Raw genomic sequence first — 21703 nt, 5'->3', positions numbered from 1 at the left:
TATTCTTATTACTAATATAGAATAAATTTGGAAATTCTGCAATGATTAAACAGGAAAAATTAAATATTTTTATCGTAAAACCCCTGGTTATTTTTCACTCTTTAGAAGAAAATAACGAACAGGAGGTGACGTATACTCATGAAGCATAAAGATAATCCTTCCAAAGGAGCCGTAAGTGCCGCAAGCGTGAAAGGAAACGCGGGTCCTGGCGGTGAACGTAACAACGGAAAGAATAAGGTGAACAGCCAGAACAATCAATTTAAAAAATAGATTCCAAAGTAGAGTAGCCGTCCCTTATCCGGGCCGGCTCTTACTTCTGCTACCTTTTCCATATCCCCTTTAAAACGAAGGAAACATTGGCTGGCCTCTCCGCAAGGCGGCGCATGAAATATCCGTACCAATCCGTACCATATGGAACATACACCCTAACCTTATAACCCTCATCAGCTAATTCCAATTGCTTTTCATTCCGGATGCCGTATAACATTTGAAATTCGAACCGATCCGGGCTGATGCCATGTCTCTTGACGAGGTTTTTCGTGTAATCAATGATTTTATCATCATGGGTGGCGACCGCCGTATAGTTCCCATTTAGCAGATGCTTTTTAATGATTTTCTTGAAGTTTGCATCCACCTTCTCTTTTTCTGGGAAGGCGATGTCACTTGGCTCTTTATATGCTCCTTTAACCAGTCGAAGATTCGGATGGAGGAAATTCAACTCGTCGAGATCTTTCTCCGTCCGATAAAGATATGCTTGTATAACCGTACCAAGATCATTATATTCAGCTTTTAGTTTTTTGAACACTTCTAATGTTGGCTGACAGCGCGGAAAATCTTCCATATCTAGCGTAACGAATACCCGGGCGGCTTTTGCTTCTTCTAAAATCCTTCTCATATTCTTCATGACAACATGTTCCGAGATATCCAAACCCATCGAAGTCGGTTTCAAGGATAACTGGGAATCGAGACCATGCTCGGAAATGGCTCGAATCGCATCGATGCACTGGTTTGCCATCTCTTCTGCTTCCTGCTCATGATCTATGAATTCACCTAGATAGTCTATCGTCACAGATAACCCTTTCCGATTTAGTTCTGCAATGACCTTAGTCGCTTCAACCAAAGTTTCTCCGGCAACAAAGCGGGCTGCCCCAAAACGCAATCCATATCTCCGTGCAGCCTTAATTAATGGTTTATTCTTCGATAGGTAGAGAAAGAAGTTCCTCATTAGTTCCATCTGCGTTCCCTCCAAATCCCCGTTTGAAAAAATAGATGTTAGGGTTAGGCTCTTATATCCTTCATGTATATTCAGTCACTTGCTCTTCTCGAATATAAAATTAAAAACAGGGGAAATTAATCTCGTTCAGACCACAATGAAGGAGGTAAGATGATGGAACAACAAAACTCGATGAACAATCAGCAACAAACGACCGGTTTCATGAAACAGCCACCCGAAATGGTATCTGTAAAAGATAGTATGTACCTTACCGATATGCTTTCCTGGAACTTGATTGCGATTAAAAAAGCACACTTTTACGCTAAACAATGTAAAGATCCTCAAATCATAAACGCTTTAACCCGCTGTGGACAGATGCATCAACGTCATTATGACACCATCTTGTCCCACTTAAATCCAAACCAACAGCAAAGCCAACAACAATTCCAGTAAAGGAGGTTTCTTGATGCCTAATCAAAACAAGGTCCAAAATCCCGAATCAACCATTGCTAAAACACCAGAAATGAATGACCGCGATTTTACAAATGACATGCTGGCAACAGAGAAGTATTTCTGTAACTCTTATTCAGTTGCCCTCCATGAGATGAGTAACCAAGCTTTATTTCAAGATGTTTTCTCGGTCTCAAAAGAAACCCAGGAAATGCAACGGGAACTTTATAACCTGATGTTCGAAAAAGGATGGTATGGCTTGGAAAAGGCACAAACCGATAGTTTAGGCCAGTCCTACCAACAGTTCTCTGGATATAAAGATCAATTCCCATCCGGTTCAAAGCTTCAATAACTATAAAAACGCCGGCCATGGTGAATGGCCGGCGTTTTTTATATATCCGTCGAAAACATGTACTTTTTATAATGATACCTTATGCTGAATATCAAGCCCATGGCCATCATATTCCCCATGAGCGAGCTTCCCCCGTAACTGATGAACGGAAGCGGAATTCCGGTGATCGGTAATACGCCGACCGTCATTCCGATATTTTGAAACACGTGAAACGTTAACATGCTGATGATGCCCACACAAATATATGTATAGAAATTATTCCGCGTTTCCATGCCGGTTTTTGTAATATGGTAAACCAATAAGAAGAACAAGGAGATAATGATACTGGAACCGATGAAGCCGAATTCTTCCCCGATGATACTAAAGATGAAATCCGAATGACTTTCCGGTAAATATACTTCCCTTGACCCAATACCCTTACCTGTGGTCTGCCCCGAACCTATGGCCAGCAAGGATTTTGTCAAATGATACCCTTCCGAACTCGCATAGTTATAAGGATCCAGCCATGAATAAATACGGCCGAACTGATACGTTTTCACACCTATTTTCTCAAGCAGTTCCGGATGCCAGAGGACGAAGTACATGATGGTGGAAACAGCAACGATACCGGCTGTCACGATTGGAAGCAAGATTTTCCATGATATCCCCGAAATGAAGATCATTCCGATCATGATTGACATTAAAACAAGCGATGTACCTAAATCCGGCTGTTGCATGATCAACAGCAACGGAGCTCCTGTCACAAGCCCTATCTTAACAAGGAGCCAGAGATCGGTTTGGATGGTTTTCAACGTATTCTTGAGATGATGATTTGAAATGACATTCGCCAAGGCCAAAATGAGAAAAACCTTCATGAATTCCGAGGGCTGTATCGATCCCAGTGGCTTAATGATGAACCAACTTTTCGCACCATTACGTACGGGCGCAATGGAATCTGGCATGACAAGCAATAATAACAATAGCAATAATCCGAATCCATATGCATACCAAGATATCTTCTTCAACTGGTCTGAATCCAGCGTGATGATTCCGAGAACAATCCCGACTCCAACCGCATACCAAAATATTTGTTTTATTAAGAAGTTTTCTTCGTATTGTCCAGTAGTCTGCGCACTGTATATGGCCAAACAACTACCAATACATAACAACAATAATATCGTGACCAAAGAAAAATCTATTCGCGATGAAAATTTATTTTGTTCTTCCATAATGAACTCTCCCTTAAAAAGGTTCCTGCTTCTTTAAATTACACTTACTCATTATACTTTAAACAAAGAAAATCACAACTATATCTAAGGATAGTTTGATGGCAAAAAGGCCACATGAAGTGAAAATCATGCAGCCTCTAAGTGGAATGTACTATAAATGGGTTTCCCTTGCCCTTCTTCGTTTTATAAACCTAGTGGCCACCCCGTTGATCGGTGAAAAAAGGAAAGCCAAGCCGAATAAGAAAGCGGCTGAACCAACCATGCACCCTGAGATGGAAGCATCAAGAAAAGTTGCTGAATAATACCCAATGACCGAGCTCAAGATCCCGACCCCGATGCTGACGACAATCATCCGACTTAATCGGTCCGAAAGCAAATAGGCCGTTGCCGCAGGAATAATGAGCATCCCCACCACCAAAATCGAACCTACACTATCAAATGACGCCACAGTTGTCAGCGAAACGAGACCCATCAGTAAATAGTGAAAAAATATAACCGGTATGCCCATCGCTGCAGCAAGTGCGGGATCGAAGGAAACCAGCTTAAATTGCTTGAAGAAAAGAAAAAGTAAGAGAAGATTGATCATGAAACAACTTCCTACAATCCAAACGGCCTTTGGCCCTGCCATAACCCCACCGATTGACATCATATTCCATGGGGTATATGCAATCTCGCCATACAGGACATGATCCAGATCAAAATCGATTTGCTGTGTATATAAACTGACCAATACAATCCCTACTGCGAATAGGGAAGTGAACACGATGCCTATCGCTGCGTCGGATTGAACCCCGGATGTTTGGAATAGCTGGATTAAGAATACGGTAAGTAAACCGAGTGCTGCTGCACCAATCAGCATGGGAATCGAATCACGCGACCCCGTTATTAAAAACGCCAATACGATGCCGGGTAAAACCGAGTGACTGATTGCATCGCCAATCAAGGTCATCTTCCTTACTATTAAAAAACACCCCAGTACACTGCAGGAACTCGCTACAAGTGCCCCGACTAAGATAATCCAAAAATCGTTCATGCTGAATGGCTTCCTTTCCTTTTTTCCTGTTCATGTACATAGATCTTTTTTGCCGAAACCCTTCTCCACGTCTTGGAGATGACTCCACGTTTAGGAGCAAAAAGCATGGAAAAGAAAAACCAGACCGTGGCCGATAAAACAATCAAAGGGCCTGTTGGCAGGTTATTGACCGACGTGCTGATTAATGTCCCGGACACCCCACTCAACAAACCGAAAATTCCAGAGAGGATGACCATGATATGCAGGCGCTCCGTCCAGTACCTGGCAGAAACGGCTGGGGTAATCAGCAAGGATGCCATCAACACCACCCCTACCGCCTGAATGCCGATGACGACAGCCGCCACTATCAGCATCATGATGAAATAGTCGAGGAATACGACCGGCAATCCCATCCCCTTGGCAAATCCAGGATCGAAGGACAATACCTTAAATTCCTTGAAAAATAACGTACAAGTGAAAATGAGTATAAAGGAAACGGCCATCATCATATACACATCCGACATCACCATCGATGCCGTTTGCCCGAACAGAAAAGTGTCCAGTCCGCTTTGGTTGCCATATTCACTCTGCTGGATCTGGGTCAGCAATACGATTCCCAATCCAAAGAATGAAGTCAATACGATGCCTAGTGCCGCATCCTGTTTGATTTTACTGTACCTCGTCAGTATGCTAATCAGAAAAACCGCCACTAAACCTGCGACGGCCGCTCCGATCAGAAAGAAGGAGGTCGACTTCACCCCTGTTACTATGAAAGCGACGCAAATCCCAGGCAAGGCCGCATGTGCGAGCGTGTCACCCAGTAAGGATTGCTTTCTCAAGTAAGCAAAACTTCCGATGACTCCACTGCTTAAGCCAAGGAACATGGTGCCTAGCAATATCCATCTTGTGTTGGGGTCCGCAAGTATATCCAGTACGTTCATCGTGTACACCTCATTTCAATAGCAAGCCTGACTCAGCATCGGATAATATCGCTAACCGTCCTCCATATGTCTCCTGCAAAAACTCAGGAATGAAGACCTCTTCTGTCGGACCAATCTTCATCACCTTTTTATTCAGCAACATCGTCCAATCGAAATATTCCTTCACAGTCGACAAATCATGATGCACTACAAGAACTGTCTTCCCTTTTTCTTTCAGCTCCATCAATAGCTGGATGATTGCCTTTTCCGTTGCGGCATCAACACCAACAAATGGTTCATCCATGAAATAGATGTCCGCTTCCTGCGCCAACGCCCGTGCCAGGAAAATCCGTTGCTGCTGCCCGCCGGAAAGCTGACTAATCTGACGGTCGGCATACTCAACCATCCCTACCTTTTCCAGACATTCCATCGCCTTCATTCGTTCAGCCTTCCCGGGACGCTTCAACCAGCCCAGGTGCCCGTACCTGCCCATCATCACGACATCGAGTGCATTTGTCGGGAAATCCCAGTCCACCGATTCTCGCTGTGGTACATAACCGATACTCTTCCTCATGGATTTATAAGAAGCACCATGGATCGTGACTTTCCCGGCTAGTCTTGGAACCAATTCAAGAATCCCCTTGATCAAGGTGGATTTCCCCGCCCCATTCGGACCGATGATACCAATCAGATTCCCTTCCGGAACCTCGAATGTAACATCTTCGACCACCGGCTTTTTATGATAAGCTATCGTCAGATTCTCGACTTTCAACGCATAATTCATCCCATTTCCTCCTATTTTAATGCCTTCACGATCGTATCGGTATTATGCCGGACCATTCCGATATAGGTTCCTTCTTCCGTGCCTTTTTCCCCCATTGCATCCGAGAACAGCTCGCCGCCTATTTCCACGCTATGGCCTTGCTTTTCAGCTCCCTGAATGACCGCTTCGATAGCCTTTTTCGGTACGCTTGATTCCACGAAAATGGCTTTGATTTCATTTTCCACAAGATATTCACGCATATCCGTTACATCCTTCGAACCATATTCCGATAGAGTATTCATCCCCTGAAGCCCTCTCACTTCCAATCCATATGATTTGCCGTAATACCCAAAAGCATCATGTGCCGTGACGAGGACCCGCTGATTCTCCGGAATCTTATTTATCTCCTCATGGACATATTCATCAAGTTCCTTCAACTGGATAACATAGGCTTCATAATTTTCTAGATAACTAGCTTCATGGTCCGGGTCATTTGCAATCAGCTCATCCTTCACGGCTTCCGCTGCCACCATCCAAAGCTTTACATCAAACCAGACATGCGGGTCATGTTCCGTTTCACTGACCTTATGAAGCTGATCCCCCGTAAAGTCTTTCGTCACCGCAATCGTCGGTTTCTCCTTACTCATCATTTCAAAGATATCCGTCATTTTCCCTTCAAGGTGCACACCGTTATAAAAAATCATGTCAGCTGAATCAAGTGTTTTCACGTCCCCCTGCGTTGCCTTATATAGGTGGGGGTCGACTCCCGGCCCCATTAAACTTGTGACCTTCACATGTTCACCGCCGATATTCTCGACCAAGTCCCCAATCATCCCCGTCGTAGCTACTACATTCAGCTTTCCTTGAACGTGATTCGATGGTTCATTGCTACATCCTGATATCATGACCACTGCCATAAGCAAGCTTCCAACCCATTTCAAAAACTTCATGTATTCCCCTCCATTTTATAGCCCTATATAAAAAAGTTTACCAAGGGCAAGATTTAGGCCAAAAAAAATCCGTTATATTTTGTCCTACGCGCTAAAATGTTTCCTCTATACAACTTATTTTATACTATACACAATTATTCGTAAAAAGTGCAAATTTTTAAATGTTGGACTGAAGAAATTTAATGCAGGAAAATATATACAAAACAACTTTTGTAAAGTATACTTTACGTACAGTGAGCTTTACATTAAAGAAAGGAGCCTGAGGGGTTGAAAAACAAATTACGGGATATGCGCAAGTCTCATCAACTTACACAAGAAAAGCTATCCGAACTAACGGGCGTATCCCGGCAGACGATTATTTCTATAGAATCCGGAAGATTCGATCCATCCATCAAGCTTGCTTACAAACTGGCAAAAGTGTTCGATTTGACCATTGAGGATATATTTCTATTTGAGGAGGAGGAAATGTAATGGATTTTAACTGGTGGGCTTTTTTAGGAAGTACCCTTGGCATCATCGGAGGGCTGGCTGGATTAAGGGGAGGTCGCCGTGCCGCTGCCAAGCGACGGGGATTGGATGAACGATTTGACCTCATCCGAACTAAAGCACGGGCAACCAGCTGGTTTTTCACCCTTTTTGGGATCTATATCTTTTTCTTCTTATTATTTTTTGGCGTAAAACTCTCTGTTGCCCCTGTTCTAGGTATTCTCTTACTTCTTCATCTCGGGTCATGGGCGATTTCCGTTTTTTATTATGAAGCAAAGCTTTAAATCATTTTTGTGATTTTACTGCTAGATAAGCTAACCCCAACTCAATCCCGCAAAGCACGATCAAACAAAGCAAAGTCGTTAACATCTTCATCCCTCCTTCAAGACTTTTATTAATCTTAAAGGATGAAACCCATACCAGAACAAGTCCCAGCATGAAGGCATTTCCCCTTTATGCTTTCGTTCTCTTGCTCTGAAATGGGTTTCATAGGGTAGACTGTAAAAAACGAAAAATGGTGATCTAATGACGAACATAAAAAAAATCGCTGAATATGCAGGTGTATCGATTACGACCGTATCTCGCGTGATGAATAACCATCCTTATGTAAGTGAGGAAAAGAGAAAGAGTGTACTAAAGGCCATCGAGCAATTGAACTATACGAGAAATATCAACGCCATCCATCTTACGAAAGGCAAGACTCATCTGATTGGCGTCATCATTCCATACACCAATCACCCCTATTACGGAGCAATCATCCAGGGAATTAATAAACAAGCAAATGTCCTTGGTTACCATATTGTCATCTTCCAAACACAATATGAAAGAGAGAAAGAAATCCAAGCACTGAAAATGTTACAAATGAAGCAACTCGATGGCATCATCGTCTGTTCTAGAATCTCAGAAATGAAAGTGCTCTTGGAGTATCATGTCTACGGTCCGATTATCTTATGTGAAGATACATCGCAGTCAGAATTTTCTTCGATCAGCATCGACCATTATGCCGCCTTTTCCTCAGCCCTCGACTACTTGGTAAACAAGGGATATAAGAAAATAGGCTACAGCCTTGGGCGAAAAAAGAGCAGGAATAGTTCACTTCGGATAAAGGCGTTTGAAGATAGCATGAAAAAACATCATTTTATAAGTAAAGAGGAATGGCTGTTTGAAGGCAGTTACTATATCAAAGACGGAGAAAGGGCCTTTCAAGAATGGGTCGCCATGCAGGATAAGCCGGAGGCCATCATTATAACGAACGATGATACGGCAGCTGGCTTCATCATTTCCGCTCAAAAAGCGGGAGTTAAGATACCTGAAGACGTCGCCATCCTTGGTTTCAATAACGATAGTATTAGCGAAATGCTGGACATCTCGACTATATCCCTACCCTTGGATTCGATTGGGAGAATGGCTGTTGACCTTTTTGAGGATCCTGCCACGATCAAACATGTAAAGCTAGGTTTCAGCCTTATAACGCGAAAAAGTGTATAATAATCAGAATTATTTGATTTTATTATTCACCTATATTATCCATTTGAGCGCGAAATGGTTTGATTCATGTCTAATTAGGGAAAAAGATACTTGAAAAATAAACATTGCGCTCTCTAGAGGAATATTTTATAATTTTAATATAGCAAATTTCACTCGGTGACTCACCAACTGTATGTCACCATTTAAAATTCGCGTTATTAACAGTACGAATTGAATACTTCCTCATTTACCGATGAGTTAGAGGCTGCGGCTTATAAAAGTAACACGGACGAGATTCAGGAAAGTTGACGACTCCGTATGAAAGGATAAGTTGCCGAAGTGTAGAAATATTCCTTGTATTTCTGGGCTGGCGATGTTTTCGAACAGGAACATCACTGTCACGTTTTCATAAAACGTGGGGAGCTATCTTCGGAAGGATTAAACGGGTATCTATATACAGCCGTCGATCTTTTTCGACTGCTGTTTTTTTTATATTCCGTCCCCTTCCCATAAAAAGGAGTGTAACATCAATTGAAAAATCAACAACAAAATTCAAATCCTACTGAACTGAAAAGGAGTCTGAAAGCTAGGCACCTTATGATGATATCTCTAGGTGGAACAATCGGTACCGGACTATTTTTAGCGAGTGGTGGTGCCATTCATACGGCTGGCCCCGGTGGTGCATTAGTCGCTTATGCGGTAATTGGCGCCATGGTCTTTTATTTAATGACAAGCCTTGCCGAGATGGCTGCTTATATGCCAGTTGCCGGTTCGTTCCGCGTTTATGCATCCAAATTCGTCGATCCCTCTTTCGGTTTTGCGATTGGGTGGAATTATTGGTATAACTGGGCCATTACGATTGCAGCTGAACTGGCGGCCGTTGTCCTGATCATGAAATTTTGGTTCCCGGATACCCCATCATTCATTTGGAGTGCCGTTGCATTACTCATCATGTTCTTAATTAACTATATGTCCGTTAAGGGCTTTGGCGAAGCCGAATATTGGTTTGCGATGATTAAAATCGTGACCGTCATTATCTTCTTAATTACTGGTTTTTTAATCATTTTTGGCATCATGGGCGGAAATGATCCGATTGGTTTTTCTAATTTCACCATGGGTGATGGGCCATTTAATGGAGGCTTCTTTACCATTCTAGGAGTCTTCATGGCAGCTGGCTTCTCCTTCCAAGGAACGGAATTGCTTGGAGTAACCGCTGGAGAAAGTGAAGATCCTGAGAAAAACATCCCTAGGGCGATCAAATCCGTTTTTTGGCGCATTATCTTATTCTATATCCTTGCAATCTTTGTCATAGGAATGATCATTCCTTTCACGGATGCACGTTTACTAAGTGAAGATGTTGCCGTCAGTCCATTTACGCTTGTTTTTGAACGCGCAGGCCTTGCCTTTGCCGCTGCTGTCATGAACGCAGTCATTTTAACATCCGTACTTTCAGCTGGTAACTCTGGTATGTATGCCTCAACCCGTATGCTATGGGATTTAGCACGTGACGGAAAAGCACCGAAGTTCCTTGGCAAGCTTGATAAAAGAGGCGTACCTGTAAATGCCCTTATCGTGACTTCTTTAGTCGGATGTCTTGCTTTCTTGGCTTCCTTCTTCGGGGATGGAGTCGTGTATATTTGGTTACTGAACGCTTCCGGTATGGCTGGTTTCGTCACATGGGTCGGGATTGCCCTTGCCCACTATCGATTCCGAAAAGCTTATATCGCTCAAGGTCTGGATTTAAATGACCTCCCATACCGTTCAAGAACCTTTCCGTTCGGTCCGGTTTTTGCGCTTGTCCTTTGCCTCTTCATCATCCTTGGACAAGGCTATCAAGCTTTCAGCACGGACGGAATTGATTGGAACTCCATGTTTGTTTCCTACATTGGTCTTCTTTTGTTCTTCGTTCTCTGGCTCGGATATAAAATTAAACATAAATCCAAAATCATTCCCCTTGAGGAATGTGATCTAAAAGTGAAATAAAAAAAAGGACCTGAATCTCTCTTCAACAGAGAAGTTCAGGTCTTTTCTTATTTTAAAAGGTAGACACGGCATTCATATGGACGCAACGGTTCACTGGAGACCGTGTCGCTTTCCTCCTGCTCATAATTGCCGATCAACAGGGTAGCCTTTAATGAATGTAACTCCGTCGGTATCGTCAAAGTCGCTTCTTGTCCCTTAAAGTTGCATAGCACAAGCACCTTTTCCTCACCTAGCGTCCTCGTATAGGCAAAAATCTGTTCATCATCCGGACAAAGTAAATCAAAACGACCATATACGATAATGTCATGTTGTTTACGTAATTGAATGAGCTTTTTATAAAAATGAAAAATGGATTGATGATCATTATAGGCCTTCTCTGCATTGATTTCCGGGTAGTTGGCATTCACGCCGATCCATGGAGTTCCTGTCGTGAATCCCGCATTCCGTCCATCATTCCACTGCATGGGTGTTCGCGCATTATCTCGACTACGTGCATGAATGGCAGCCATCATCTTTTCTTTTGGCCATCCATACGTATTCACTAATTCTTCATAGGAATTCATCGTTTCTATGTCACGATACTCTTCTATGCTTTCAAAAGCGATATTGGTCATTCCCAGCTCTTCCCCCTGGTAGATATAGGGTGTCCCCTTTAACATATGAAGACAAGCAGCAAGCATCTTCGCACTTTCCACCCGATACTCCCCATCATCTCCGAACCTTGATACAACTCTTGGCTGGTCATGGTTATTCCAGTACAAACTGTTCCAACCTACCTCTTCCAACCTATATTGCCATTTTGAGAGAATCCCTTTTAAATCGCTCAGATCCCATTTTTCATTATTCCATTTTCCTTCCGGTCCTCCCCCTATATCCATATGTTCAAATTGGAAGACCATATGTAATTCCCCACGATCCTCCCCTGTGTAGAGTACCGCGTCATCTGGTGAAACACCGGGCATTTCTCCAACTGTCATCACATCATAATCAGAAAGGACGCGTTGATTGACTTCCTGCAAGAACTCATGAATTCTGGGTCCATTCAGGAAATAGGGACTTCCATCGCCGTGCTGTTTTCCATCCAAAATGTTTCCATCCATGTATCGCTGGTCCTTCGATAGAAAGTTAATGACATCCATCCGGAATCCATCAACCCCTTTATCCAGCCACCACTTCATCATGCTATAGATTTCCTCACGAAGTTGAGGGTTCTCCCAATTCAAATCGGGCTGTTTTTGGCTAAATAAGTGTAGATAATATTCATCCGTTCCCTCATCATATTTCCATGCCGAACCTTTGAAGACAGACTCCCAATTATTCGGTTCCTTTCCATCCTTACCAGGTCTCCAAATATAGTAATCTCGCTTCGGGTCATCCACGGAGGAACGGGAAGCCAGGAACCATGGGTGTTCATCTGACGTATGATTCACTACGAGATCCATCATGATTTTCATTCCCCGTTCATGGACCGCACTTAAAAGCCGATTAAAATCATCCATCGTCCCGAATTCCGTCATGATTGACTGATAATCACTAATATCATACCCGTTATCATCATTCGGTGATTTGTATACGGGAGAAAGCCAAATTACATCCACACCAAGCTCCTGTAAGTAATCAAGCTTGAGTAAGATTCCTTTCAAGTCACCTATTCCATCTCCATTGCTATCCATAAAACTACGAGGGTACACTTGATAAACAACCGACTCTTTCCACCACGTCTTTTCCATACCTACCACTCCCTCCATAACCTTTACATAATTATACAATAATCTTTCTATTATAAAGAGTGAAACTTCAGAATATTACCAATAACATATTTTCTACACCTAAAAAAAGGCTCACCCGCTTTATCTTCAAGCTCTTCAGCTGAAAATCAATCGGACAAGCCTTGATCATGAATGGATATATGCTAGTTTAACTAGGGAAAACCCTGTGTACAAGATTCTGAAACTCATCTGTAAACCCTTCAACCGGTTTTCCACTTTTAACATCTTTCACGTATTGATCCATCCTCTTTACAAAATCGGGGTTGGTCGATACATGAACATCATTGATGGAAGTATCACTGTTTCTTACAGCACCTTCAATTTTGTTTTTCACTTCCGTGGTAAGGGAGTCTTCCCCTTTTCTGAGTACGGCACCCACATATGCAGCATTATCGATCACGATAACTCTAGCTCTTTTTACTTGCTTCAATTCCTCGATGCGGTCAGCAATATTCTCAGTTACCCTCATCTGATTGTTACCTTGACCAGCGTTGTTGTTGTTGTTGTTGTTGTTGTCGTTATTGTTATTATTAGTTTTAGTATCCGTTCTATCGTTCACCGTCGTAGGATTATAACCAGTTTGACTCAAATCTCTATCCTGATTGGTCCGATTCAGCCCGAGGTTTTCGTTTGCTCCTTCATTTTCATTCGCGGAACATCCTGTAATGAATAAAGCCACCATTGCGCTTGTCACTAACGCTTTGTATTTTTTCATTTTTTTCCCTCCTCACATATGGTTTCCCTTACTATTTGCAAGGAGGGAAGGAATTATTCAGAAGAAGTGATTTTCAACCCGAGAATCCCCACGACAATACAACCAACGAAGACCAGGCGCATGGCATCCTTCGGTTCGTTAAATGCAATGATGCCCACCAATACGGCGCCGACTGCTCCAATTCCCGTCCATATCGCATACGCCGTTCCCATCGGTAGCGTCTTTATTGCTGAGGACAGAAAGTAAAAACTAATAATCATGCCTACAATCGTGATGACAGAAGGAAATAATTTCGTGAAGCCTTCCGTATATTTCAAACTTGTAGCCCAAACCACTTCAAATAATCCAGCAATAACGAGTTGAATCCAAGCCATCTTATTTTCCTCCAATACAGAATAAGCCCGGGAGGTCACGAACATAACCTCCCGGGCTTTTATCCCTCCGTGTACGCAGAGTTTTTCTCTGCGCGTCTCTCTCGGACCAGTCCGGCCTTGGACCGCGGAACCCTAGAAACATTTCATTACCTGTACTATATCATTTCGATTTAATGGGGGTCAAACGTTTCTTACCCATTTCTTCTGCTCGTCATTGTCCCTTTATCGCCTTTAATGGTATGCCAGATATTCTTAAATGGTTGTGGTGTTTGTTTCGCGGCATCCACCGTATACTGAACCGCTTCTTTTTTATATTGAACATCTTCTGTGATTTCCTGCTGTGTCTCCGCAAGATGATCCGTCTCCGACTTAATCTGATCTGTTTTCGCCTGCATGCGCGCAACAGTTTCATTTACATTATCAATGGTTGGTTTAGAATCCTTAAATGTCTTAAAAGCAAAAAATGCTAAATAAATAATCGAACCAATAAAGAGGGCCAGACTAATATATACAATGATCACGTATCGTTTCCTCCTTCTTCTTCTCTTCTTTCCACTACTATACCCATTATACCCGCTAGAAAACAGTACACATGTAATTTCTCATAAGCCTGGGTTTAACAAAGCGAGGCAGCAACACCGAATGATGCAATCCCCGGTAGACCCGCTTCGTCCATTGGTCTCTTTTCAGAAAAGACTATGGGCCTCGCTTCATCCATTTATCGACCAACTCTTGCTATAGATTTGATGTAAAACATGCTACTATAAGAGTAGATACCATCGGAAAGGGGCCCCATTATGGATACTCGATCACTTATTTTACTTGGATTACTTATGGCCCAGAGTCAACATGGCTACCAAATTAATGAATTCATAGAAAGAAACTTAAGTACCATTACAGATATGAAGAAGCCAACCGCTTATGCAACATTAGATAAATTAAGTAAACAAGGCTACATTGAGGTACACACTGAGCAAGAAGGCAACAGACCACCTCGTAAAGTGTATTCCATTAATGAAAAGGGAAAACAATATTTCTACGAGCTGCTCATTCAAAACCTCTCCTCTGCGGAAAGTGTAAAGTTCAGCGGGGATATCGGCCTGATGTTCATTGATCACCTCCCCTTGGAAAATGTCATTCCAGCTCTTGAAAACAAGCTCACAGAGAATGCGAAACTGATTACCGTGTTAAAAAAGACTCCCGTACACGGTTCAGGACATGGCGTCGATTTTGCCGTAGCTCATAAGATTGCCATGCTTGAAGCAGAAACGGAATTCATCAAGAACACCGTACTCACCCTTAAGGATCAGCTGAAAGAACTGAAAAGTACATGATAGTCTAAACCCTTGCCAAGTAGCCTGCACTTCCTACTCGGTGGGGTTTTTTGTTTGCATGGAATTTCTATTTGACTATTAATACAGACGGTACTATACTTTAGGAGTAATAGTCATAACTGACTAATCACTATAAAACTAAAGAGGTGTTACGATGTATCTTGCACTAAAGGAACTCAAGCACGGAAAATTCCGATTCATGATGATAGGTATCATCCTAGTGCTCATATCTTGGCTAGTCTTCATCCTTTCAGGACTTGGCAATGGACTTTCTACATTAAGTGCCGCATCCTTCAAGAATATGGATGCCGATTATGTAGTCTTTGAAGAAGGATCCCGAAACTCGATGACACGGTCCATGTTTAGTGGAGATCTTGCAGATGAACTAAAGGAATTCCCGGAAGTCAAAGCTGTATCTCCCATGGGACATTCAATGGCAACTGTTTTAAAAGGGGATACTGACGCAACGGAGGAAAAAACGGATATCGCCTTGCTTGCGATAGAACCCGGTAGCTTCCTGGAGCCTGAAATCATCGAAGGACATGCTCTATCTAAAGATCGTCCCAAAGATGTTGTCGTAAATGATTCATTCAAGGAAGAAGGCTTTAAGCTTGGCGATACCTTGGAATTGGAAGGAACGACAGAGAAAGTTACGATTGTTGGATTTACAGAAAATCAAACATACAACCATGTGACATCCGTCTTTACAACACTTGATAAGTGGCGGAGCATTCACTATGCAGCTCCTGGTTCCGATAATGGAGTCAATGAACCTGTTAACGCCATTATGCTTCAAGGCAAAGATATTGACGTTGATTCCATAAATAAAGAATTCAAGGGTTATGATATCGTTACTAAATCCCAAGCGGTTCAAGGTATGCCAGGTTACGTGGAAGAAAATGGGACAATCGTTATGATGCTTGTCTTCCTTCTTGCGATTTCAGCTTTCGTCCTAGGTGTATTCTTCTATGTACTAACGCTACAAAAATCCAACCAATTTGGCATCATGAAAGCGATTGGAGCAAGCAATGGGTTCCTTGGTAAAGCGATTGTTTCCCAAGTGTTCCTATTATCACTTATCAGTATAATCGTAGGTATCCTCTTAACATATGGTACGGCACTTATCTTACCAGCAGGCATGCCATTTGAACTGGATACGAAGTTAGTGATTATCTACAGCATAATTTTACTTATCATATCCGTTGTAAGTTCATGGATTTCAGTTCGTAAAATCACGAAAATCGATCCATTGCAAGCTATTGGGAGGGCAGAATAATGACTGGATTACAACTTGAACATGTATCGAAATTTTACGAAGAGGGTGGCCATAAGATAGCGGCCCTTCAAGATGTTTCTTTATCCGTCGAACAAGGGGAATTTGTGGCCGTCATTGGCCCATCCGGTTCTGGTAAAAGTACCTTCCTTTCCATAGCAGGAGCCCTCCTTCAAGCTTCTGCAGGTGCAGTCAGCCTGAATGGTAAGGATCTAGGTGGCCTCAATGCGAAAGAACTGGCCAATGTCCGTTTGAACGATATCGGTTTTATCTTACAAACATCGAACCTCATACCGTATTTAACGGTACTTGACCAATTACTTGTCGTGAAAAAAATGGCAGGCAAGATCACAAAGCAAGATAAAGCATTTGCTAAAAGTCTACTCACTGACTTAGGTCTAGGAAGTAAAATGAGTAAGTTTCCAAACGAGTTATCAGGTGGAGAACGCCAGCGGACAGCCATCGCCAGAGCCTTCATGAACCAACCCAATATCATACTTGCAGATGAACCAACTGCAAGCCTTGATTCCAAACGAGGACATGAAGTCGTCCAACTTATCGCCAAAGAAGTTAAGTCACGGAAGAAAGCAGCCATCATGGTAACCCATGATGAACGCATGCTACAATATTGCGATAAAGTGTATAAGATGGAAGACGGTCAATTATCACTCGTCTCCAACTGATATATAAAGCCCATCCTTGTATAAGGATGGGCTTTACTAATGGAATAATGTGAGCAGGTCGACTAGCGAAATCCTCTGGGACCTATCCGGATTTAGTTATCAGAAAATTAAAATAACATGTATAATGAAGGTGTCTTTTTAAAATGAGGAGGATGAAGAATATGGATCATTTAATTCAACAATTCAAAGAGATTCCTACCACGGCCATTTCAGATGCAATGGAGGGCATGAACAACGTAGATTCAGGCATTAAGCCCTTAAAGGAAGGGTATAGATTTGCCGGACAGGCTTATACGGTTCAATTACCCGTTGGTGATAACTCAGCCGTGTTAAAAGCAATCGGCGAGGCACGTCCAGGGGATATATTGGTGGTCGACAGTAAAGGAGATACATACCGGGCCATTGCTGGTGACTTCGTCATTGGCATGATGAAGACGATGCAAATTGGGGCACTCGTGGTTGATGGAGTGATACGTGATCTCGGTGCTATTAAGGAACTTGATTTTCCTGTATTCAGCAAAGGCACCACCGTTGCCTCAAGTGGAAAATATGGAGTGGGAGAGATCAATTTGCCCATTTCCTGTGGTGGAGTCACCGTAAACCCAGGGGACTTGGTTATTGGGGACATGGATGGAGTAGTCGTCGTCCCTCAGTCAAAAGGTGAGGAAATTTTAAAAAAGGCAAAAGATAAACTACTTAAAGATGAACAGCGTGCCGAAAAATACGCCGGAAATCCCGAAGAAATCAAAAAGTACATTGCCATGATGACTTCAAAGTCTTAACGTACCTAAAGAAAGCAGGGTGGGAAGCATTTGCTTCCCATCCTGCTTTCTTTCATTATTATTTATTATCCGGATCAACCTGGTTCGATTCATCTTCTTTGTACGTATAATCGTAATCTGCTGGATCGATTGGTTCAAAGCCCTTCGGTGAATAGAAACGAAGCAAGTCACCATTCACGACTTTGTCGGACAAATTGAGCATGGTCTCCACTCTCGATTTAGAGTTGAGGATGTCTTCATTTTCCTCGACCAATTCCCCAGTTTTCGAATCATAGTATTTTCCTTTGATAGAAGTAACTTCTGGCGATACGAAGTCTCCATTCCGGAAAGGTACAATTTCATTATGATCTTTTGACAATAAATCTGAACCGAATTGTACATAATCATTGGATTCTATTCCGAGTAAATGAAGCATGGTTGGAAGAAGATCGATTTGACCTCCGTATTGGTGCATTTCCCCACCTTCAACACCTGGAACGTGAATCAATAATGGTACACGTTGTAGCTGAGCATTTTCAAACGTGCCCACTTCTTTATCAAGCACTTTTGACATCGCATCTGTATGATTTTCCGAGATACCGTAATGATCACCATACATGATGATGACAGAGTTATCATACAAACCTGATTCCTTCAGATAATCGAAGAATTCTTTAAGGGCTTCGTCAGCATAGCGAGCTGTCTGGAAATAACTATCAACCGATGCATCCCCTGTTGTATGTTTTTCGATTGTTGTTTTCTCTTGGTCCATGGCATAAGGGAAATGATGGGATACAGTTATGAACTTTGTATAGAAAGGCTGTTGAAGCGTTTCTAACATAGGAATCGATTCTTTAAAGAAAGGCTTATCCATTAATCCATAACTCAACACTTCATCTTTGTTGTCCATATTGTAATGTGCGGCATCAAAGAAATTATCGAATCCAAGTGACTTATACATCTTATCCCGGTTCCAGAAGGATTTATAGTTACCATGGAACACGGCGGAAGTGTATCCATTTTGTCCTAGGATAGCTGGTGCTGCTTGATACGTATTTTGCGATTGAGTAGTGAATGCTGCTCCCTGTGGTAAACCGAACAATGAATTCTCAAGCATGAATTCAGCATCCGCTGTCTTTCCTTGACCAACCTGATGGAAGAAGTTATCAAAATACATGAAGTCCGACTCATTATGTGCAAGTGAATTTAGGAAAGGAGTAACCTCTTCTCCATTCAACTTATAGTCGATCAAGAAATTCTGCATTGATTCCAAATGCAAGTAAATAACGTTCTTGCCTTTTGCTTTACCGAAGTATTCCGGATTCGGCTCTGCACTTGTCGCTTTTGTGTAGTTGACGACTTCTGCAATATCCGTGCTGTTGGCCGTTGCACGCTGAGCGTACGTTTTGGTGTTTTGAACGGCATCGTATACAGTATAGTTGAACATGCCAAGATACTTAACAATGTAGTTCCGATCAAATGTTCTTGATAATAATTGTGGGCGGTCTTTTTCAGCCAGTCCCAAATTGATAGCGAAAATCACAAGTCCAGTAAGGTAAACCAATGCTATTGTACGACGTTTAACTTTAACGTTTTCCAATTTAACGTCTTTGAATTTATATAGAACCATTAAAAGAACCGTATCTAGGAAATAAAATACGTCATAAGATTTAAATAATGCTAAAACACTCGGTCCCAAATCTCCGGCATTTTGCACTTGCGTCAAGGTTGGTAGTGTAATGAAATCCGTAAAGGAACGGTAATACACGATATTAAAGAATAACCATAAGGACATCAATAGGTTTAACCTGATCACCCATTTGAACGACTTTTTACCCCTCACCAATAATGCCAAGCCGAAAATCAAGATAGCCGAGCTAATTGGGTTAATGAAAAGTAAGAATTGTTGTAATCCATTCTCTAGGCCTAAATTGAATTCCACTCGATAACCAATGTAGGTCTTTATCCAAAACAAGACTATAGCAACAACAAAAAAGCCTAGTATGTTATTTACAAATAAATGCTGGCCTTTTTTCAAGAAATTTTTCATGCTTTCACCTCTATTAAACTAGTGGTATATAGTAAACTTTTACTTTCTTACAGAAGACGGAAATTCGCAAACCTTATGATAGCACTCTTTTGCTTCTATAGTCAAGAATGCACAAAACTTTCAAATGTCACGTGTTTTTTCTCGTCTGTCATTATTCCCCATCTAAAAAAGTTCGAATACCTATACCTTTAAATATATAGGAAGCTCCTGTTACATTCCAATAAATATAACCCATGTTTCCTGGCAATGACGAATGATATTTCCATCCCGTTTTCAAATCCCTAAGCCTTTACCATTATAAACGACTCCTTACGAAAAGACCACAACTTTACAAAATATGTAAATGTAATTTCGGAAGGTCTTGGAAAACCCATCATATTATTTTGCCGTCCCTTTACTATAATTCCTTTTTTTCTTGTCCGATTATTCGACATCATTAAATCGACTGCAGTTTTCACCCGATGAAGTTCTAAACCCATTCTCCTCCCCCCACTTCATAACGGTTTGAGATGGCTCATACGATTATGAGCGGGCTAATGTCATCCACAAGATATCATCTTCTATCGACACCATTCTCCTTCTTTCCTGGTTCTCCAATTTCCCTTAAGACATTCCTTAATATATACGGATTGTCCTCAAAAATGATTCATTCTCCATAAAAAAATAATTTTGTAACCTGCATGAGATTTTTCTCATTTCGATTTATTGTAAGATACATACCATCTTACTCGTTTTCATGAGCACTCCGTGAGCAGCATTATAATAGGAAGAAAAATATTTTTGCGCACTCTGTTTCGTAGATTATGTTTCCACCTCTGCGATTGTGTTAGCCAATAAAAAAATGCCTGTTCTCACATAAAGTGGGAACAGGCATTTCGGGATTCATGAATTACTTAAGGCCTTCAGAGATTTCATTAACCATTTCATTAACGGATTCTAATCCGCCACCTGATAAGTACCAGTAGTTAGGGTCAAGATAAACGATGTGGCCATCTTTATAAGCGTTTGTGTTCTTCACAATGTCATTTTCAACAGTTTCTTTCGCAGCAGCACCATCACCCACTACAGCATCTCTATCAATAACGAAAAGGTAGTCCGGGTTTTTTTCAGCAATATATTCGAAAGAAATGCTTTGACCGTGTGTTGATACTTCTAATTTATCGTCTACAGCAGGAACGCCGAATACATCATGGATGATACCGAATCTTGAGTTAAGACCATATGCACTTACTTTTCCACCATTAGCAAGAACGATTAAACCTTTTTTATCAGCAGGAACTTTTTCCTTCAAAGCATCAATATTTTCTTCAACGCTTGCAAGTTCTTTAGCTGCTTGGTCTTCTTTACCAAAGATCTTACCTAAAAGTGTAACGTTTTCTTCAAATGATTCCATATATTTTGTAGTATCCACACCAACGAATACAGTTGGGGCGATTTCACTTAATTCTTCATATGCTTCTGATTGACGACCTGAGATCAGAATAAGGTCAGGAGCCATTTCGTTGATCTTTTCGAAGTCAGGTTCTTTCAAGCCACCTACATTTTCAGTGCTTTCCTTGTAGTCAGAAAGGTATTTAGGAAGGCTATCTTGAGGAACACCCGCTACCTCTACGTCTAATTTATCCAGAGTATCAAGGGCACCCATATCGAATACAACAACTTTTTCAGGGTTCGTTTTAACTTTTGTTTCGCCTAATTGGTGTTTAACGGTGAATTCTTCACTTTTAGCTGTTTCACTTGTATTTTTTTTTGTACTTGATTCTTCTTTTTCATCATTCGATCCACAAGCTGCAGCTACGACTGCCAACATTGCCAATAAAAGCAATAAAGATAATTTTTTCATCATTAGATAGTCACCTCGAAAGTTATTTTATATTTGAAATCACCTTTGAAACCATTAGCCTTCTGTAACCATATCTTCCTATAACCCCTTTCAGCTG

The 21703-nt window shown here is 41.7% G+C and carries 24 protein-coding genes and 2 riboswitches; of the genes, 11 read left to right on the top strand and 13 right to left on the bottom strand.

Annotated features, from left to right (window positions below):
- Nucleotides 1–138: 138 nt before the first annotated feature.
- A complete protein-coding gene (locus tag ACQKL6_RS01810; RefSeq protein ID WP_402870919.1) occupies nt 139–270 on the top strand; it encodes a YuzL family protein in 132 nt (43 codons plus the stop codon).
- 49 nt (nt 271–319) lie between these two features.
- Here the strand turns inward: ACQKL6_RS01810 and ACQKL6_RS01805 are convergent, their stop codons facing one another.
- Nucleotides 320–1234, bottom strand: coding sequence for a proline dehydrogenase family protein (locus ACQKL6_RS01805; RefSeq protein ID WP_427650418.1), 915 nt, complete (start codon nt 1232–1234; stop codon nt 320–322).
- Between the two features lie 153 nt (nt 1235–1387).
- Between ACQKL6_RS01805 and ACQKL6_RS01800 the strand changes: the two genes are divergently transcribed.
- Complete coding sequence (locus tag ACQKL6_RS01800) at nt 1388–1666, top strand: hypothetical protein (protein WP_402990031.1); 279 nt, start codon at nt 1388–1390, stop codon at nt 1664–1666.
- 13 nt (nt 1667–1679) lie between these two features.
- On the top strand, nt 1680–2015 hold the full coding sequence (locus tag ACQKL6_RS01795; protein ID WP_402990034.1) for a spore coat protein: 336 nt from the start codon (nt 1680–1682) through the stop codon (nt 2013–2015).
- 38 nt (nt 2016–2053) lie between these two features.
- On the opposite strand, the gene rodA is transcribed toward ACQKL6_RS01795, so the two are convergent.
- From rodA to ACQKL6_RS01770, 5 genes are all read right to left on the bottom strand, one after another.
- A complete protein-coding gene (gene rodA, locus ACQKL6_RS01790; protein WP_402990037.1) occupies nt 2054–3223 on the bottom strand; it encodes a rod shape-determining protein RodA in 1170 nt (389 codons plus the stop codon).
- A gap of 151 nt (nt 3224–3374) precedes the next feature.
- Nucleotides 3375–4256, bottom strand: a complete 882-nt coding sequence (locus ACQKL6_RS01785; protein WP_427650416.1) for a metal ABC transporter permease — start codon at nt 4254–4256, stop codon at nt 3375–3377.
- Complete coding sequence (locus ACQKL6_RS01780; RefSeq protein WP_427650413.1) at nt 4253–5176, bottom strand: metal ABC transporter permease; 924 nt, start codon at nt 5174–5176, stop codon at nt 4253–4255. The genes ACQKL6_RS01785 and ACQKL6_RS01780 overlap by 4 nt, the downstream gene beginning before the upstream one ends.
- A gap of 10 nt (nt 5177–5186) precedes the next feature.
- Nucleotides 5187–5939, bottom strand: coding sequence for a metal ABC transporter ATP-binding protein (locus ACQKL6_RS01775; protein WP_402870903.1), 753 nt, complete (start codon nt 5937–5939; stop codon nt 5187–5189).
- Nucleotides 5940–5950: 11 nt separating this feature from the next.
- Nucleotides 5951–6868: a metal ABC transporter solute-binding protein, Zn/Mn family gene (locus ACQKL6_RS01770; protein WP_427650411.1), complete on the bottom strand. Its 918-nt coding sequence runs from the start codon at nt 6866–6868 to the stop codon at nt 5951–5953.
- A gap of 267 nt (nt 6869–7135) precedes the next feature.
- Between ACQKL6_RS01770 and ACQKL6_RS01765 the strand changes: the two genes are divergently transcribed.
- Both ACQKL6_RS01765 and ACQKL6_RS01760 read left to right on the top strand, forming a co-directional pair.
- A complete protein-coding gene (locus ACQKL6_RS01765) occupies nt 7136–7339 on the top strand; it encodes a helix-turn-helix transcriptional regulator (protein ID WP_402954408.1) in 204 nt (67 codons plus the stop codon).
- Nucleotides 7339–7638, top strand: coding sequence for a hypothetical protein (locus tag ACQKL6_RS01760; protein WP_402870897.1), 300 nt, complete (start codon nt 7339–7341; stop codon nt 7636–7638). Before ACQKL6_RS01765 ends, ACQKL6_RS01760 begins: the two co-directional genes overlap by 1 nt.
- A 1-nt stretch (nt 7639) precedes the next feature.
- On the opposite strand, the gene ACQKL6_RS01755 is transcribed toward ACQKL6_RS01760, so the two are convergent.
- Complete coding sequence (locus ACQKL6_RS01755; protein WP_402954412.1) at nt 7640–7792, bottom strand: hypothetical protein; 153 nt, start codon at nt 7790–7792, stop codon at nt 7640–7642.
- An 87-nt stretch (nt 7793–7879) separates the two neighbouring features.
- On the opposite strand from ACQKL6_RS01755, the gene ACQKL6_RS01750 reads away from it, so the two are divergent.
- Entirely contained in the window at nt 7880–8842 is a 963-nt protein-coding gene (locus ACQKL6_RS01750) for a LacI family DNA-binding transcriptional regulator (RefSeq protein ID WP_402954415.1), read from the top strand.
- A 230-nt stretch (nt 8843–9072) separates the two neighbouring features.
- Nucleotides 9073–9255: riboswitch (Lysine riboswitch) on the top strand.
- 97 nt (nt 9256–9352) lie between these two features.
- A complete protein-coding gene (locus ACQKL6_RS01745; protein WP_402870890.1) occupies nt 9353–10804 on the top strand; it encodes an amino acid permease in 1452 nt (483 codons plus the stop codon).
- 47 nt (nt 10805–10851) lie between these two features.
- On the opposite strand, the gene ACQKL6_RS01740 is transcribed toward ACQKL6_RS01745, so the two are convergent.
- From ACQKL6_RS01740 to ACQKL6_RS01725, 4 genes are all read right to left on the bottom strand, one after another.
- Nucleotides 10852–12534: a glycoside hydrolase family 13 protein gene (locus ACQKL6_RS01740; protein ID WP_427650409.1), complete on the bottom strand. Its 1683-nt coding sequence runs from the start codon at nt 12532–12534 to the stop codon at nt 10852–10854.
- 187 nt (nt 12535–12721) lie between these two features.
- A complete protein-coding gene (locus ACQKL6_RS01735; RefSeq protein ID WP_427650407.1) occupies nt 12722–13288 on the bottom strand; it encodes a YhcN/YlaJ family sporulation lipoprotein in 567 nt (188 codons plus the stop codon).
- A 53-nt stretch (nt 13289–13341) separates the two neighbouring features.
- Nucleotides 13342–13662: a quaternary ammonium compound efflux SMR transporter SugE gene (gene sugE / locus ACQKL6_RS01730; RefSeq protein ID WP_427650405.1), complete on the bottom strand. Its 321-nt coding sequence runs from the start codon at nt 13660–13662 to the stop codon at nt 13342–13344.
- Nucleotides 13663–13708: 46 nt separating this feature from the next.
- A riboswitch (guanidine-I (ykkC/yxkD leader) is annotated at nt 13709–13809 on the bottom strand.
- Between the two features lie 44 nt (nt 13810–13853).
- Nucleotides 13854–14183, bottom strand: coding sequence for a DUF948 domain-containing protein (locus ACQKL6_RS01725; RefSeq protein WP_427650403.1), 330 nt, complete (start codon nt 14181–14183; stop codon nt 13854–13856).
- Between the two features lie 276 nt (nt 14184–14459).
- Between ACQKL6_RS01725 and ACQKL6_RS01720 the strand changes: the two genes are divergently transcribed.
- The 4 genes from ACQKL6_RS01720 (at nt 14460) to ACQKL6_RS01705 (ending at nt 17734) form a co-directional block, all read left to right on the top strand.
- Entirely contained in the window at nt 14460–14996 is a 537-nt protein-coding gene (locus tag ACQKL6_RS01720; protein ID WP_402870878.1) for a PadR family transcriptional regulator, read from the top strand.
- Between the two features lie 154 nt (nt 14997–15150).
- Nucleotides 15151–16272: an ABC transporter permease gene (locus ACQKL6_RS01715; protein ID WP_402870875.1), complete on the top strand. Its 1122-nt coding sequence runs from the start codon at nt 15151–15153 to the stop codon at nt 16270–16272.
- Entirely contained in the window at nt 16272–16952 is a 681-nt protein-coding gene (locus ACQKL6_RS01710) for an ABC transporter ATP-binding protein (RefSeq protein ID WP_402870872.1), read from the top strand. Before ACQKL6_RS01715 ends, ACQKL6_RS01710 begins: the two co-directional genes overlap by 1 nt.
- A gap of 161 nt (nt 16953–17113) precedes the next feature.
- Nucleotides 17114–17734, top strand: a complete 621-nt coding sequence (locus ACQKL6_RS01705; RefSeq protein WP_427650401.1) for an RraA family protein — start codon at nt 17114–17116, stop codon at nt 17732–17734.
- 58 nt (nt 17735–17792) lie between these two features.
- Here the strand turns inward: ACQKL6_RS01705 and ACQKL6_RS01700 are convergent, their stop codons facing one another.
- Nucleotides 17793–19763, bottom strand: coding sequence for an LTA synthase family protein (locus ACQKL6_RS01700; protein WP_427650399.1), 1971 nt, complete (start codon nt 19761–19763; stop codon nt 17793–17795).
- A gap of 889 nt (nt 19764–20652) precedes the next feature.
- Complete coding sequence (locus ACQKL6_RS01695) at nt 20653–21606, bottom strand: siderophore ABC transporter substrate-binding protein (protein ID WP_402990083.1); 954 nt, start codon at nt 21604–21606, stop codon at nt 20653–20655.
- Nucleotides 21607–21703 lie beyond the last annotated feature (97 nt).

Origin of the sequence: Peribacillus sp. NPDC097197, assembly GCF_050278025.1 — a bacterium.
In the GTDB taxonomy this organism is placed as follows: Bacteria; Bacillota; Bacilli; order Bacillales; family DSM-1321; genus Peribacillus.
The sequence above is the reverse complement of the archived record's forward strand: the minus strand, read 5'-3'. Positions and strand labels throughout refer to the sequence as shown.

Bases quoted from the DNA above. Each gene is read 5' to 3' on its own strand.
- ACQKL6_RS01810 (WP_402870919.1), top strand. From the start codon at position 139: ATGAAGCATAAAGATAATCCTTCCAAAGGAGCCGTAAGTGCCGCAAGC.
- ACQKL6_RS01805 (WP_427650418.1), bottom strand. From the start codon at position 1,234: ATGGAACTAATGAGGAACTTCTTTCTCTACCTATCGAAGAATAAACCA.
- ACQKL6_RS01800 (WP_402990031.1), top strand. From the start codon at position 1,388: ATGGAACAACAAAACTCGATGAACAATCAGCAACAAACGACCGGTTTC.
- ACQKL6_RS01795 (WP_402990034.1), top strand. From the start codon at position 1,680: ATGCCTAATCAAAACAAGGTCCAAAATCCCGAATCAACCATTGCTAAA.
- rodA (WP_402990037.1), bottom strand. From the start codon at position 3,223: ATGGAAGAACAAAATAAATTTTCATCGCGAATAGATTTTTCTTTGGTC.
- ACQKL6_RS01785 (WP_427650416.1), bottom strand. From the start codon at position 4,256: ATGAACGATTTTTGGATTATCTTAGTCGGGGCACTTGTAGCGAGTTCC.
- ACQKL6_RS01780 (WP_427650413.1), bottom strand. From the start codon at position 5,176: ATGAACGTACTGGATATACTTGCGGACCCCAACACAAGATGGATATTG.
- ACQKL6_RS01775 (WP_402870903.1), bottom strand. From the start codon at position 5,939: ATGAATTATGCGTTGAAAGTCGAGAATCTGACGATAGCTTATCATAAA.
- ACQKL6_RS01770 (WP_427650411.1), bottom strand. From the start codon at position 6,868: ATGAAGTTTTTGAAATGGGTTGGAAGCTTGCTTATGGCAGTGGTCATG.
- ACQKL6_RS01760 (WP_402870897.1), top strand. From the start codon at position 7,339: ATGGATTTTAACTGGTGGGCTTTTTTAGGAAGTACCCTTGGCATCATC.
- ACQKL6_RS01755 (WP_402954412.1), bottom strand. From the start codon at position 7,792: ATGCTGGGACTTGTTCTGGTATGGGTTTCATCCTTTAAGATTAATAAA.
- ACQKL6_RS01750 (WP_402954415.1), top strand. From the start codon at position 7,880: ATGACGAACATAAAAAAAATCGCTGAATATGCAGGTGTATCGATTACG.
- ACQKL6_RS01740 (WP_427650409.1), bottom strand. From the start codon at position 12,534: ATGGAAAAGACGTGGTGGAAAGAGTCGGTTGTTTATCAAGTGTACCCT.
- ACQKL6_RS01735 (WP_427650407.1), bottom strand. From the start codon at position 13,288: ATGAAAAAATACAAAGCGTTAGTGACAAGCGCAATGGTGGCTTTATTC.
- sugE (WP_427650405.1), bottom strand. From the start codon at position 13,662: ATGGCTTGGATTCAACTCGTTATTGCTGGATTATTTGAAGTGGTTTGG.
- ACQKL6_RS01720 (WP_402870878.1), top strand. From the start codon at position 14,460: ATGGATACTCGATCACTTATTTTACTTGGATTACTTATGGCCCAGAGT.
- ACQKL6_RS01715 (WP_402870875.1), top strand. From the start codon at position 15,151: ATGTATCTTGCACTAAAGGAACTCAAGCACGGAAAATTCCGATTCATG.
- ACQKL6_RS01710 (WP_402870872.1), top strand. From the start codon at position 16,272: ATGACTGGATTACAACTTGAACATGTATCGAAATTTTACGAAGAGGGT.
- ACQKL6_RS01705 (WP_427650401.1), top strand. From the start codon at position 17,114: ATGGATCATTTAATTCAACAATTCAAAGAGATTCCTACCACGGCCATT.
- ACQKL6_RS01700 (WP_427650399.1), bottom strand. From the start codon at position 19,763: ATGAAAAATTTCTTGAAAAAAGGCCAGCATTTATTTGTAAATAACATA.
- ACQKL6_RS01695 (WP_402990083.1), bottom strand. From the start codon at position 21,606: ATGAAAAAATTATCTTTATTGCTTTTATTGGCAATGTTGGCAGTCGTA.